Source organism: Marinomonas balearica (assembly GCF_004362145.1).
Taxonomy (GTDB): Bacteria; Pseudomonadota; Gammaproteobacteria; order Pseudomonadales; family Marinomonadaceae; genus Marinomonas; species Marinomonas balearica.
The window spans coordinates 287,400-300,704 of sequence record NZ_SNXC01000012.1 but is presented as its reverse complement, the minus strand read 5'-3'; the positions used below and the strand labels follow the sequence as shown (position 1 = coordinate 300,704).

Genomic DNA, 13,305 nt, shown 5'->3' with positions numbered 1-13,305 from the left:
GGCGTATATGAAAAAATGTCTCGTTTAAAAAACGGCTAACGAACGCTTCAAACCAAACTCAAAATCATGTCGTGTTTTTCCCTCCCCCTATAATGGCAAACTATTTTCAGGTGAACAACATTCACCTTCTCGCCATTTCTACTACGCTTTTTAAAAGTGTATTAGTATCAGATGTATAGTAAATGAGTGCCGAAATAGTGTGCCATAACGAGACATACATAGGCGCATGTCTACTAATAAAATGTTAGATTCTTTTCATGAGATGTCGCAAACCATGCTTTCTACGAAGTTAGAAAAACCTCTGTTTTATAAGAACAAATTTGCATTAAGATTCGAGCTTGGCCCTACCGATATAAGCTTATGGGCAGACAGTAAGCGAGAAAACATAAACGAAGAATACTTTCGGGTAGCTTCTAATCGCGCAGCGAGTATTTTCAGGTCAGCATTCTCTCAAAATGACGAGATTAATGTCTGCTATCAAATTTTCTCGGATGGGCGGCAGAAAATCAGGAAGAGCGACTACTTTTTCAAATTGTTTAGCAAGTTATCCGGAAAGCCTATGGTGTTTAGCGAACATCGAGACATTTACCGTGATGACCTAGAATATAAACGCTATTGCATTAAAAGAGTAACAATATCAGATACCTATACTCATGATCTCGACGAAGACGAAATTATCTTTACATTAATCAATAGTGATTTTGGTTATAGAGGACCTTCTCTCCTTGGGCAACTCTTCCTTATAAATTGCACTAAAGGTTTAGTATTCCACATCTATGATGATCGCGGGCTGGATTTAGCTGCAGATAACAAGCAACCTTTAGAGTCTATCTATCATGAACAAAACAGCTTACTACTAGATTATGACCGCGATTACATGGACAGCTTGTTTGCAAGAATATAACAAGGCCATCAAACATCGCCCCCTCCGGGAACCGGACTCGCAAAACACGCTCGCAGTTTATGGCAGGCGTTATACCTACTAGGAGAAAGAATGCGGTTAATAATTTTTATTACTATTTTCGTATTTTCAGGGAGTTTATCAGCGCTTGACATTAGTAACTTTAAGTCTGGACTTTCATGTACGGATACCAAATCGTTTGGATGGATATGTCATACAACCGAAGATATTTTCGTTACAGGACAAAGTCTATGTGTATGGAATAAAAGGCTTTTAACAAACCTCACTCAAGGCATCAACCAACTGCGTCATTTCATCTGGCGTGGTGTAATGCACAAAGGATAATCTGAGCACGCCTTTATCGGCATCTATTCCCATCGCTTGGAGTAATCGAACGGCGTAGAAGTTCGCCGCGCCGCATATGATTCCCTTTTCCCTCCATCAGACACTCATCAGAATCCATATCAAAAATGAAGCAAGGGGCCATTATGTCTAGAGCTACTTTGACAACCTCAAACATCGTACATACAATGTACATATGATTAAATTCGAATGGAATGTCGTAAAAGCCGCTACAAATATTAGAAAACACGGAGTTTCTTTTGAAGAAGCTAAATCTGTGTTTTTTGACGATTGTGCTTTGCAGTTTTTTGATCACGAACACTCAGAAGCTGAAGATCGATTTCTGATGCTTGGTATGAGTAATGAAACCAAGTTGCTTATTGTGTGTCACTGTGAACACAATAATGGAAATACTATTAGAATAATTTCAGCCAGAAAGGCAACGAAAAATGAGAGTAAGCATTACCAGAGAGAAGATTAATTATGAAAGATGAATATGATTTTTCTACAATGAAATCACGTAAGAACCCTTATGCAAATAAGCTTAAAAAATCAGTCACTATACGACTAGAAGAAGATGTAATTTCATACTTCAAAAGTATGGCTGAGGAATCGGGAATTCCTTACCAGAGCCTCATTAATTTGTATCTACGAGATTGTGTCGCTACACATAAAAAAATTGATATCAATTGGCATAAATAATCGACCTGCTAACAAGATGAGCCAACCAACGCGGGACAGTGCGCGACTGAAGTAAAGTGAGTTCCTGATATGTTTCCTTTGGTAGTGCAAGCTGAGGTTGTCGCTGACTTCGATTTATGGCTCTGTTGTCTTAGCGCGAGGCTTAAAGTCAAATCGCTTTCTAGGTATGAAAAGCCATTCGTTACATTGTAGCTCCCCTCAACAAACCTCACTCAAGGCATCAATTAACTGCGTCATTTCATCTGGCGTGGTGTAATGCACGAAGGATAATCTGAGCACGCCTTTATCGGCATCTATTCCCATCGCTTCGAGTAATCGAACGGCGTAGAAGTTCGCTGCGCCACATATAATTCCTTTTTCTACTAGACGCTTAGCAAGCACTTCTGAATCCATATCAGTGTGCATAAGGGAAACGGTCGCCGCTCTTTGTGATGCATCAACTGGCCCCAGTAAACGCAGTTTGGGGTGTTGATCGACAAAATCCAACAAGGGTTGCAGCAATGCGATCTCTGCGTCATGTAATAGGGTCCGCACTCTTTGAGCACGCTCCAGTACCGATTCTGACGGTTCAAAATGATGATCATGAAGTTGTTCAAAATAATCCAATACACCTTGTGCCGCGGCTATTTGAGCGTGATCCGGACCAGCAGGAACAAACCATTTATTGCGATACGCGGTATTAAAGTAATGCGATTGATTACCCAACTTTTCGGCAACAGCATTGCGTATAACCATGACGCCTAGGTGTGGGCCATACACTTTGTACAAGGATAAAAGATAGATATCTGTACCCAATTCACCAATATCTGGGATGCCATGTCCCGCATACGAGACACCATCGACGACGGTTACAATGCCTTGCGAACGGGCTTTCTCACAGATTTTTTTGACGGGATTAATATGAGCAACAATGTTGGAGCAGTGCGGGAAAGCCAACAGTTTCGTCTTAGGGGTTATAAGCAGATCCAAATCGCTTGGCGATAGCAAACCAGTTTGCGGGTCAACCTGCCACTCTTTGACAACAATGCCAGAATCGGCGAGCCGACGCCACACTCCGCTGTTTGCTTCGTGATCCTGATTCGTCACTATGATTTCATCGCCCGATTGCAGAATATTGGCAAATGCTTGCGCCAATACGTACGTGTTTTGCGATGTTGATGGCCCAAAATGGATGTCAGCTTCGTCTACGTTGAGGTATTGAGCAAAACGTTTATAGGACGCATCCATGGCATTCCCTGCTTTTTGTGACGCAGGGTGCACATGATAAGGCTGAAGTTTGGTTTCTCTGTAGTATGCGGTCAGGCGTTCAATTACTGGCTGACAGGCATATGAACCGCCTGCATTTTCAAAAAATGCCTGACCTTGCAAACTCGGCTCACTAAAAGCCGGAAACTGAGATCGTACAAACGCTAAATCCAGTTGGGTCATCATCTATCTCTCTTTTGTTAGCCAAAATCATGATTAATAAGATCCAGCATTGGGTTATATAAAGGCTCCTTTGCTGCATCGCGACCTTTTTCGGTATCACTGATGGATTCTTCTGTTACGGCTTCATTTGGTTCGTCAGCGGCGCCTGCAACCGAGTTTTCGGTCGTTTGCTCACTCTGTTCGTTTTCTTCGCTGTTGAGATCGGATTCAATCGTTTCATCGTCTACTTCTTCGACTTCTGCTTCTTCGCCTATTTCTTCCACAGCATCATTCGAGGCGTTATCTTGCGAGTTGTCTTGTGTGCTTTCTGAAGCTTCCGGTTCTTCGAAGACGGTATCAGAGGTTGTATCAGGTGCTGAGCCAAAGCCCTCATCGGTGTCGTCAATTGTGCTTTCTTCAACTAGGTCTTCTTCGCTTAGGCTTTCTTCAACAACATGTTCTTCATTTGAGTTCTCATCGTGAGCTTCTTCAAGCGTCTCTTCAAATGTCTCTTCAGAAGCTTCTACGGATGCGGCTTCAGGTTCGATCACAGCTGAGGCTTCGTTTGCCTTGATAAAGGCCGCCAGCATCGAGGCTAACTCCTCCATATGCGGATAGGTAACGTTGATCGCCATCCAATCAGAAGAATCCGGCTCAAATGCCATCAAGTTGCCGGGAACAATTGCGTGGCGATGTTTGGCGGCTAGAATCGCCATATCGGATTCATTTGGCTTCTTGCCCATTTGCATCCAAAGTGCCATTCCACCCTTAGAATAAGCAAAGCGAATGTTGTCGCCCAGCTTCGCTTCTAATGTCGCTTTGGCTTTTTCAGACAAAGACCAAATCTGACGGCTGCGTTTATTCAATGAGTGTTTTTGAGTGCTTAATAAAGCATCACTCAATGCTTGTTGCTGCGAATCGTTTAGTGCGAAATCAGCACTCAGAAAAGCCCCTTCCAAAATGGTATATCGGCTAGGAATACACCATGCCGCATTTCGGTCCGATCCTTTGGACTCAACCCCACCGATATAAATCACTCGGTCTTCGGTATCCAACGATTTATAGCTCATCAATGGTGATGATTTATAGCCAAGGTGAGAGGCCAAATCCCACTCCACGGCTGGAATGTTAATTTCATTAATGATGGCAAGCCAACGTCGCAAGCTTAAGTTTGATATCTCTTGTCCGGCTGGGAACGCAAATTGGCTAGGGAATACAATCAGACGAATATCGTTTTCTTTAATGCAACGAATGGCTTCGTCCAGATCCACGCCACGGTCTCCGGCTTGAAGACACAGCACTTCGCGGTGCAAGCTTTGTAATCCACCTAATAATCTCGGATCACACGGCGTAACGACTAAGATTTGATCTCCCGTTTTTGTAAGGCTTTGAACAACTTGGTTAAATATGCTGACGGCAGATCGGGCTAACCAAATGTTGCCTGATCGGGTCTTGATACCTAAATGCTTTAAATGATCAGACACGGCTTCTCGAACCGCTAAATGCCCTTTTCCGGGAACAGGTAATTCGGCTTCTGACGTCCGTGGACCGGGCAATAAGAAGGCATCACTTTGATCCACTAATGCTGCGCGATGAGACAAAGCAGACCAAATTAACTTGGCGTTTTCTTCAGACAGTCTTCGTACGTGATCGCCCGCCAATACATGGGCGTTTTTAGAGGTCGAACGGTGACAAACGAAATAGCCGGACTTGGGACGAGATTCAATCCATCCCTCTTCTGTCAAAATATCGTATCCATGAATGACAGTATTTAGGCTAAGCTTAAGTTGCTTCGACAAAGACCGCAGAGAGGGCATTTTATTCCCAGGGGTCAGAACCCCTTCAGCCACCTGTTGAAGAAACCAATCCACTACCCCTTTATATAAAAAGTCTGCCACGCTGTGTACCTTTCGATTTTCAATTTTTTTATCTGTTATCAATCATTGACCGTCGGCATTTAAAACGCAAGCGTGTTGCTGTATTTATGCGGTAATCCACGCTCAATTTCACGGCTTATAGGCCTGTTCTGGCACTTGGAATCGTTTGGTCTATTTATAGTGCTCGCAATTTATTCATAAAAAACAACGAACAGGATACAATCACTTTTTAGAATGACTCTTTCTATCATTTGGTGAAGGCAAAAATAGGGGCTATATGGCGTTTTCTTCCAACAACATACGATCAGACTTTCCCATTTTGAAAGTCACGACAGATGATCACCCTATCGTCTACTTAGACAATGCCGCAACCACTCAAAAACCTTTGGCCGTTTTACAGAGCATTCAGGACTATTACCTTTACAGCAATGCAAACGTCCATCGAGGCGCGCACTTCTTAAGTGACCGAGCCACGTCGGCCTTCGAAAACGCCCGCGATACCGTCGCTAATTTTCTAAATGCAGGCCAAAACAGCCATGTAATATGGACAAAAGGCACGACAGAAAGCATTAACTTAGTGGCTTACGGTCTTGAGCACCTTATCGAAACAGACGATGAAATTCTCATTACCAGCCTTGAGCACCACGCCAACCTCGTTCCTTGGCAGCAATTGGCGTTTCGAACGGGCGCTCGCCTTAGAGTATTACCCCTCACTTCTACGGGAGAGTGGGAGCCTGAATATGCGAGCTACTTTACCGATAAAACCAAGATCTTCGCCTCGACTCACATTTCTAATGCGATTGGTGTCGCAACACCGCTTGCTGACATGCTTAACGAGGCGAAAAAAGTCGGAGCCTATACACTGATCGACGGCGCACAAGCTGTGGCGCATTATGAAGTGGATGTAGAAACGCTCGATTGCGATTTTTACGTTTTCTCAGGTCACAAAATGTACGGGCCAACAGGCATTGGTGTTTTATACGGCAAATCTGCCGCGCTAGAAATACTGCTTCCATACCAGACGGGCGGAGAAATGGTACGCCATGTGGCCTATCAGGCGACAGAATTTAACGTTTTGCCGTATCGTTTAGAAGCAGGCACTCCACACATAGAAGGCGCAATTGGGCTTGCTGCCGCGTGCGACTATTTAACGAAGCAAGACCGCCCAGAGTTGCTCAAATGGGAACAAAATCTGGCCAAAACGGTTTATGATGAACTGTATCTCGATCCCAGAATTGAAATCTATTCTCCGTCTAGCAATACGACTTTGGTGTCTTTATCTGTACCCGACGTTCACACGCTTGATCTCAATAGCTACTTAGACAGCAAGGGTATTGGCGTACGAGCTGGCAGCCATTGCGCTCACCCTTTAATGGAGCAATTGGGTGTTGGAAGCACCTTACGCGCTTCATTCGCTTGCTATAATACCAAAGAAGAAGCCGAACGGTTTTGCGAAGTCTTACTAGAAGCCATTGATTTACTCGCAGACTAGACACATCAATACATCACATATTTGCAAACAGACATGACTCACTTACTTGATAGCCAAACCATCCAATCTCGTCTTCAAGCCTGCACCAGCAAAGAGGCTACTTTTAAAGAACTTGTCGCCCTCAGTAATCAGCTCGAACGCCTGACCGACGAAGATAAATCTGAAGAACACAAAGTGAAAGGCTGCGAAAGTGCCGTTTGGCTGATCGAGGAACACATTGATGGAATGTGCCACTTTAAAGCCGACAGCGACGCTAAACTCATGCGCGGCGTATTGGTTGCCGTGCTCAGCCTAGTGCAAGGCAAAAGCAAAGCAGATATCCAAGCAATGGATTTAGTACAAGAGCTGACCCAGTTTAACTTAGGCAGTTACCTAACCAGCTCTCGTACAAATGGGGTGTTGGGGATTCTTAAGAAACTGTCTTCTTAAGATCTATAGATTCGCATCACGGCCCATCCCCACTATTCCCTCTTCAAAGCGCGGTTTGATTGTTACTCTTGAAGTCTAATGAGGTCACCCAACCGCTGTTACTGATTGAATGTTCCACACGCGTTATCGTGTATTGTTCGTCGTCTAATGTTAGGCGACTTCCTGCATACATGATCTGACCGGGCACTGACGCATTCCCTTGAGCGGTACCTTGATTTGCTCGTTTCAACGCATTGATCGCCTCCTGCTTCGCCTTATATTCACTGGTAAAGTGGCCTTGTTTTATCAAGGTAGGTTCTCCTTTCCCAACACTCACCGTGACCATTTTGTTCCGTATAGTATCCTGATATTTAACGGAACAACGCCGATAGAAGGTCGTATTAGAATGACTGATTTGGCTATCGATACAGTGGTCTATGTCCAACATCACTTCTGGCGGAGCCTCTTCTTGCTTCATTAGGTACAGAATTGAGTTTTTTATATTAAAAATCACAGAATGATCTTTTGCGATTCTGTTCAATAAATTAATGTCAGACTCATTTACCTGATCAATATCGTGCAATTCTTCAGTGAGATCCGATTTATACCCCAGTCCGTGACGCGTAGCGATGTCGACCACCAACTCCGCCAAGGTTATTTGTTCATAACGATGGTGACGAAGCTCTTTGATATTGGAGCTAAAATCCATACCCGTCGCGTTTACCGAAAGCTCGCTGTTATTACGTATACTGGTCTTTTGAACATAAAAAGCGCCAGCAAAGTGCTGCTGCTCTTCCCCTCCTAGAAAGACCTTTATCTGATCCCCATATTCAGGCCGCTTAAACTTAGCGCTGAAAACCAAACTCAGTTCATCGCTGTTGTCCTTTTCATTGTCCGTGACACGTAAGCTAATAAGATAGGGCGATACTCGCTCAGTCACGTCCTTATCATTCACAAACAATCGATAGGTGGGTGTCATTACCATAAGACCTCCTCCGTCACGACGGCGGATTTCTCAGGTAATTCCACAACATCTCCCTTTGAAAGAAACAGCCCTAAGCTTGGGTTCGCTTCGTTTACGGCTGAAAACTGCTCCAATGAGCCGTAATACAACATCACGACTTCATCCAGCCTCATTGTCGTTTTCGTTATTTCATAAGTTGCCATGTATCACCACCAGCTGTACTTCAAAGCTCTGTTTATAAAACTCCCCTCCTTTCAAAAAGTTGGACTGATCCGCGCTGATTTCCATAATCAACACCGTCAAGGCTTGACCAAAGGAAAGCGCAAGCGTGACCGGTTCCTTCTTTTCCGCCAACGCATACAAGCTGTTCAACGCTCCCATACTTTGTTCAATCAATACACCGCTCAATGTCAATTTTTGACTGTGGCGACCTACTTTTTGCCAGTCATCAAAGCCATTAATGATGCTCTTGTTGGCAAAGTGATAACTTGATTGACGTGAAATATTGGCAATATTGACGCCGCTACTTTCAAACTTAACGTGACCTAATTGACACAACATTAGATATCCTCATCTTTCAGTGATGGGCTGGATGTCGACGCCTGACCACGCATAACGTTTTCAATGGCTCGCTCTATATCAATATTGCTCGTTGGGTTATTCACGGTAACCTGAACATTAATATGCTGAACGACTTCTTTCGTCGGCGATTGCCCATTGTTGATTGGCGAAAGCTCATAACTTTGAACCATACTTCCGGTCGGTGCTGGAGAAAGTGCTTTTGCTTCATCTGACGATGGGTTCATCGCAGCCGCACTCGTCGTCACCAACATGCCTGCGCCGATGGCGGCCAGTTTGCTATTCGATGTGGCTTTCTTTTGTGTCGTTAATGGCGTAACAGACCCACTAGAACGCCCTTTTTCACTGGAGGTCGCAGCCTCGCTCGAAGCCTCACCCTCATCGCCAAATAACCCTAACTGCTTACCAACCCAACCGATTCCCTTAGCCACCAGCATGATTGGCGCTAAGGCCGCTTTAAATACAGAACCGATCACTTCACCAAACTTCATACCACTGGCTGCAAAGCCTGCAAGCTCCGCTTGGCTACTTTGAATAGGCGTGAACAACGCACCGAACCAATTGATCACCTCAGACACCTTGCTCGCGATCCAAGCAAAGGCATCACCGACAGGCGCTAGCAAATTCAATAACGGCTGAAAGGCGGTAAAGACTGGCTGTATTGAGGCATATAGACCATCAAATACCCCACCAAAAAAGGCTTTTAGGGGTTGCCAATATTTATAGATCAAGACACCGGCTGCCACGAAAGCGCCTACTATTATGCCTATTGGGTTTGCGAGCATCGCAGCATTCAAGCCCCACTGCATCATCGCTCCGGAGCGTAAGGCTGTAGCAAAACCAAAGACTGTGGATTTCGCTCTCATTAGCCCTGCCCCTGCATTTTTTAATCCGCCACTAACGCCAGCAAGAGATTGATTAAACGAGGAAAAAGAGCTGACAAGCTTCGACCCTGAGTCGTAAGTATTTACTAACTTCAAACTCAAGTCCGTTAAACCCGTTACGCCTTGCTTTGAAAAATCAAACGTTTGCACGCCATCATACAATCCCGTAAGCGACTTTTTGAAGTTTGAGAAGGTGCTTACGAGCTTCTCACCGGACTGTACCGCACCTTTCATTCCTTGTGATTTTCCGCTCGCGTCGTCGCTTTTTTTCTTACTCGATTTGTCGTTCTCTTTAGATGAAGACGCCTCTGTCTCTGAAGATTCATTTGAATTGAGGCTCGTAAAGGACGTTTTCAACCCAGCAAAAGACTGTTTCAGCGTTGAAAAATTACCCGCAAGTTTTGAACCTGAATCCAGTAAACCCACAACCCCTTTTTTCGACAGTTCAAAGTTCTGTAGCCCACTCGATAAATCGGTAAAAGATTGTTTAAATGTTACCGCGTCTGTTATGAGCGTAGACGCGGCATTCTGTACCCCCTTTAACGTTCCTAAGTCCGCATTGTCGTTCGATCCTTGTTCAGCATTCGCATCGTGACCTTTTTTGTTTTTGGTCTTTTTTTGACGCTTTTTAGCGCTAGGTTTCTTTTTATTACTCTGTGATTGATTCTTTTTAAGCCCAAAACCGGAAAGGCTTTTTTGCATCTTATTCAACTTACTCGACAAGGTGCCCGTCATTTTCGAGACAGACCCGACCAGACTATTAAGGTCTTTACTTAAAGAGGACACTCCGGTTTCAAAACTGCTCGTCATTGTCGCCATCGCTGTGCCCACTTCCGCGAACCCAGTCATTTGGGCCTCAGCGCCAGCCGATTTTTTAGAATCTGTACTTTGCTCCGCTATCTTTTTTGTTGCTCCTGATTTTTCATTATCTGTACTTTGCTCCGCTGTCTTTTTTGTTGCTCCTGATTTTTCATTAGCAGCAGATGGCAAGCTATCAAATAGTCCTCCTAAGAGGCCACTCTCTTCGAATGTGCTCAGCTTCTCAAAGTAACCACTAAGGTGCTTTTGCATGACGCTTGTTACATCGTTAGCCAAGTCTGTAATGTTGCCCGTTGTATCAAAACTGATAGAGACACTTCCTAGTGACATATTTATCTCTCCGCCTATCTTTCGACTTCACACAAACGTTTCGCGGTCTCTGCAAAGGTTTCAAATTCGTCTAATGTCATTTCCAAACAATCACAAAAACCAAGATGAAGCTTTGCAGACACCATCGCGATTGCGTTTAAGCAACCGCTCCAGTCGACGACAAAAAACTCTCTGCGGTATCCTTTAGCAGAATAAAATCGTCGTAATCCAATGCATCCAATTCATCGACGGTCATTTGCGCCAGTGTTCCAACGATGGCGATTTGACGCTCTTCTAGATTTGGCTCACTAAAGTGGATGCGGATATCCCGCAGTTTAGGTTTGCGTACTTTGACAATACGTCCATCGGACAAAGCCACTTCTTTTTCTTTTAATAGTTCTTTAGACATGTTTCTTAACCTTTTTAAATAAATTGAGTGATCCTATAGATCGAAAACGATTAATTTTGTACATTAGTGTCTAAAGTAAAATAACGTCTCAACCATCAATGGCCGTTGATATCACTGAGACGCTGCTTACTTTTTGACTGTATTTACTGTGTTACTGTCGCGGTCCCCACCACAAAACAGTAACCACATCGCCATTATTGACGGGGCTTTGCTTAAGAAAGTACGTGAGTGCGAGCTTTCTCCAATAGGTCCACATCGTTAATTTTGGCGATCATATTCTTCGCATCTAACATACATTGTTCAGTGCCATTCACTTTTAACGCGTAAAAATCAACGTACACTTTCAGTTTGCGTTCTGCTTCTTTGCCGGTTTCCCAGTTACCGTCGTCGATATCAAGGCTGCCTTTAATGGTTGCTTCAATCGGGTAATCCTGACCGTCTTGACTCAAATTGCCTTTGATCACAAACAGCGGTGGCACTGCTAACTTGTTAGCCGCTTTGAAAACAGAATCGTGATACTCATTGAGCGTAATTTCGGCCTCCATGGCTTTAAATACTCCGGTAGACATGGCGCGTTCAAAACCGCCAGCCGTCACCGTTTCACGGGTAATCTCCACCTTAGGCAAGGTGACTTGTTTGGCTGTGCCAAGCAGGCCGACGCCGTCAATAAAGACCGTCATTGCTGATAAATATTGTGGTACTTGTGTCATGGTTAACCTTCTCCATTAATGTAGTTAATTAGTACGTCGTTCCAGTCGTCAGAGTAGACAAGCTCAACATTTAGCTCACGCACACTTGGCATATCACCCAACTTAACGGTTAGATAGAACTTGCCAGCCGTAGCCGTGGCTTTGGTATTTTTTTCAGAATCAAAATAGGCATCAAAACCCACGATGACATCGTTCCCTTTAAGCTCATTCATAAACTCAACAACGGTTTGACGAACCCAAAGTAGCTCACTGGCTTCACGATCTCGCGCCCATTTAGAAGAAACGAGGATGGCTTGTAGCAAGCGCTGAAAGGTACGAACTCGATCTAACGATTGCCAAATCGGATCAATATCTGTGGTTTCAAATCCATAAGTACGCCAACCAATGTCTTGCAAAATAGTGGCGACGCCAGCCTGACGCATACGACGCGCTTCGCACTCTGCACCATCGAGGTATTCAATGACTCGATCCGTTGAACTAACACCTTGAACAACACGGTTTGAGTGTGACTTCGCCCAACCAAATGAGGTATTAGCATCACGAAACGCCGTAACACCAGCATAGAGCGCTGAAGCGGAAACCTTCACACCGTCAGCCGTGTACATACCGTGCGTCACTAGACAAGACTGGGAGCCATAATTCGCGGCATAAGCCAATACATCCGCTTCGTTTACCCCAAAGTTATCGACAAATGCTGTGGCGGTGATCGCACTGGCCGTCGCTACCAATTTCACGCCTACGTCCTTAGTCGCAGACAAAACAGGCGCAATCAAAATGCCGCCAAATAAGCTGACACCGGTTAATCCCTCTGATTTTTTGAATAGATCAATGGATTCCAATATCGCATCGGATGAACACACATTGACAATAATCGGGCAGTTAACACCTTGCAGATTAATGCCTTTAAGCGCATTCACGACCGTTCCCGCTTCGCTATCGCTTTTAAAGTGTTCGATCGCCTCCGATGCATTGTTAAATTTCAAAAATTCCGCCGTGCTGGCCACACCGATTACACCAATGGCGGTTGTTGAACTTACTGTAACAGGACGCGCGGCGGCGGCACTGATACTGCCATTAATACCAAAGTTTAAGTTCATAAAACTCTCCTTTTATGCTTGATTGCTTTTTAAGATTTCAGCAACTTGTGTTGCTCTGTTTTCAATATCGCTCACCACGTTTTCCACGCCTTTTACTTGAAAGGGAAGAGATACCTCACCCGCTTCCACCTTGGCTAAGAAACCCGTCGCAAGTTCATTGAATGGTTCTGCCGCTGCACGCACTTCCGCCAAAGAAGACGCTGCGCTTAAAGCAGTGTTAAGTTGTGAGAAGGCGTGCAGAAGCAGCTGCATTCCGTCTGTGGTGGTGCCGAGAACACTATTAGTGTCGCCCACTCGAGTTTTAATCGTTCCACGCGTTTTAAAGCGGGTATGATTTGCTTCTTGAGCAATAGCAAACTCAACCGCTTCTTCATGTGTCATAATCATTTCAGTCATTGTTTTTTT

15 protein-coding genes are annotated in these 13,305 nt (G+C 44.5%); 5 read left to right on the top strand and 10 right to left on the bottom strand.

Going from position 1 to position 13,305, the window contains the following annotated elements; genetic code table 11:
* The first annotated feature begins 226 nt into the window (after nucleotides 1–226).
* The 3 genes from DFP79_RS11240 (at nucleotide 227) to DFP79_RS11225 (ending at nucleotide 1,945) form a co-directional block, all read left to right on the top strand.
* Nucleotides 227–904 (top strand): DUF3885 domain-containing protein, encoded by a 678-nt coding sequence (locus DFP79_RS11240; RefSeq protein ID WP_208111419.1) that lies wholly within the window; start codon nucleotides 227–229, stop codon nucleotides 902–904.
* 535 nt (nucleotides 905–1,439) lie between these two features.
* Entirely contained in the window at nucleotides 1,440–1,724 is a 285-nt protein-coding gene (locus DFP79_RS11230) for a BrnT family toxin (RefSeq protein ID WP_133504038.1), read from the top strand.
* 2 nt (nucleotides 1,725–1,726) lie between these two features.
* Nucleotides 1,727–1,945 carry a BrnA antitoxin family protein gene (locus DFP79_RS11225; RefSeq protein ID WP_133504037.1) on the top strand — a complete coding sequence of 73 codons (219 nt, stop codon included), beginning with the start codon at nucleotides 1,727–1,729 and terminating at the stop codon, nucleotides 1,943–1,945.
* A gap of 198 nt (nucleotides 1,946–2,143) precedes the next feature.
* Here the strand turns inward: DFP79_RS11225 and DFP79_RS11220 are convergent, their stop codons facing one another.
* Both DFP79_RS11220 and DFP79_RS11215 read right to left on the bottom strand, forming a co-directional pair.
* The gene (locus DFP79_RS11220) at nucleotides 2,144–3,376 is read right to left on the bottom strand and encodes an aminotransferase class V-fold PLP-dependent enzyme (protein WP_243730253.1); all 1,233 of its coding nucleotides are present in this window, start codon (nucleotides 3,374–3,376) and stop codon (nucleotides 2,144–2,146) included.
* Between the two features lie 14 nt (nucleotides 3,377–3,390).
* On the bottom strand, nucleotides 3,391–5,250 hold the full coding sequence (locus tag DFP79_RS11215; protein WP_133504036.1) for an aminotransferase-like domain-containing protein: 1,860 nt from the start codon (nucleotides 5,248–5,250) through the stop codon (nucleotides 3,391–3,393).
* Nucleotides 5,251–5,506: 256 nt separating this feature from the next.
* Between DFP79_RS11215 and DFP79_RS11210 the strand changes: the two genes are divergently transcribed.
* Both DFP79_RS11210 and DFP79_RS11205 read left to right on the top strand, forming a co-directional pair.
* Entirely contained in the window at nucleotides 5,507–6,721 is a 1,215-nt protein-coding gene (locus tag DFP79_RS11210; RefSeq protein WP_133504035.1) for an aminotransferase class V-fold PLP-dependent enzyme, read from the top strand.
* Between the two features lie 33 nt (nucleotides 6,722–6,754).
* Nucleotides 6,755–7,150 carry a SufE family protein gene (locus tag DFP79_RS11205; RefSeq protein ID WP_133504034.1) on the top strand — a complete coding sequence of 132 codons (396 nt, stop codon included), beginning with the start codon at nucleotides 6,755–6,757 and terminating at the stop codon, nucleotides 7,148–7,150.
* Between the two features lie 43 nt (nucleotides 7,151–7,193).
* On the opposite strand, the gene DFP79_RS11200 is transcribed toward DFP79_RS11205, so the two are convergent.
* The 8 genes from DFP79_RS11200 to DFP79_RS11165 all read right to left on the bottom strand — a co-directional run bounded on the left by DFP79_RS11200 (nucleotide 7,194) and on the right by DFP79_RS11165 (nucleotide 13,296).
* Complete coding sequence (locus DFP79_RS11200) at nucleotides 7,194–8,114, bottom strand: phage late control D family protein (RefSeq protein ID WP_133504033.1); 921 nt, start codon at nucleotides 8,112–8,114, stop codon at nucleotides 7,194–7,196.
* A complete protein-coding gene (locus tag DFP79_RS11195; RefSeq protein WP_133504032.1) occupies nucleotides 8,108–8,296 on the bottom strand; it encodes a tail protein X in 189 nt (62 codons plus the stop codon). The genes DFP79_RS11200 and DFP79_RS11195 overlap by 7 nt, the downstream gene beginning before the upstream one ends.
* On the bottom strand, nucleotides 8,283–8,654 hold the full coding sequence (locus DFP79_RS11190) for a phage tail protein (RefSeq protein WP_133504030.1): 372 nt from the start codon (nucleotides 8,652–8,654) through the stop codon (nucleotides 8,283–8,285). The genes DFP79_RS11195 and DFP79_RS11190 overlap by 14 nt, the downstream gene beginning before the upstream one ends.
* Nucleotides 8,654–10,705: a phage tail tape measure protein gene (locus tag DFP79_RS11185; RefSeq protein ID WP_133504029.1), complete on the bottom strand. Its 2,052-nt coding sequence runs from the start codon at nucleotides 10,703–10,705 to the stop codon at nucleotides 8,654–8,656. Before DFP79_RS11185 ends, DFP79_RS11190 begins: the two co-directional genes overlap by 1 nt.
* Nucleotides 10,706–10,841: 136 nt before the next feature.
* Nucleotides 10,842–11,093 carry a phage tail assembly protein gene (locus DFP79_RS11180; protein ID WP_013663294.1) on the bottom strand — a complete coding sequence of 84 codons (252 nt, stop codon included), beginning with the start codon at nucleotides 11,091–11,093 and terminating at the stop codon, nucleotides 10,842–10,844.
* 212 nt (nucleotides 11,094–11,305) lie between these two features.
* Nucleotides 11,306–11,803: a phage major tail tube protein gene (locus tag DFP79_RS11175; RefSeq protein WP_133504028.1), complete on the bottom strand. Its 498-nt coding sequence runs from the start codon at nucleotides 11,801–11,803 to the stop codon at nucleotides 11,306–11,308.
* Between the two features lie 2 nt (nucleotides 11,804–11,805).
* Nucleotides 11,806–12,900 carry a phage tail sheath C-terminal domain-containing protein gene (locus tag DFP79_RS11170; RefSeq protein WP_133504027.1) on the bottom strand — a complete coding sequence of 365 codons (1,095 nt, stop codon included), beginning with the start codon at nucleotides 12,898–12,900 and terminating at the stop codon, nucleotides 11,806–11,808.
* 12 nt (nucleotides 12,901–12,912) lie between these two features.
* The gene (locus tag DFP79_RS11165; protein WP_133504026.1) at nucleotides 12,913–13,296 is read right to left on the bottom strand and encodes a hypothetical protein; all 384 of its coding nucleotides are present in this window, start codon (nucleotides 13,294–13,296) and stop codon (nucleotides 12,913–12,915) included.
* Nucleotides 13,297–13,305: the final 9 nt, after the last annotated feature.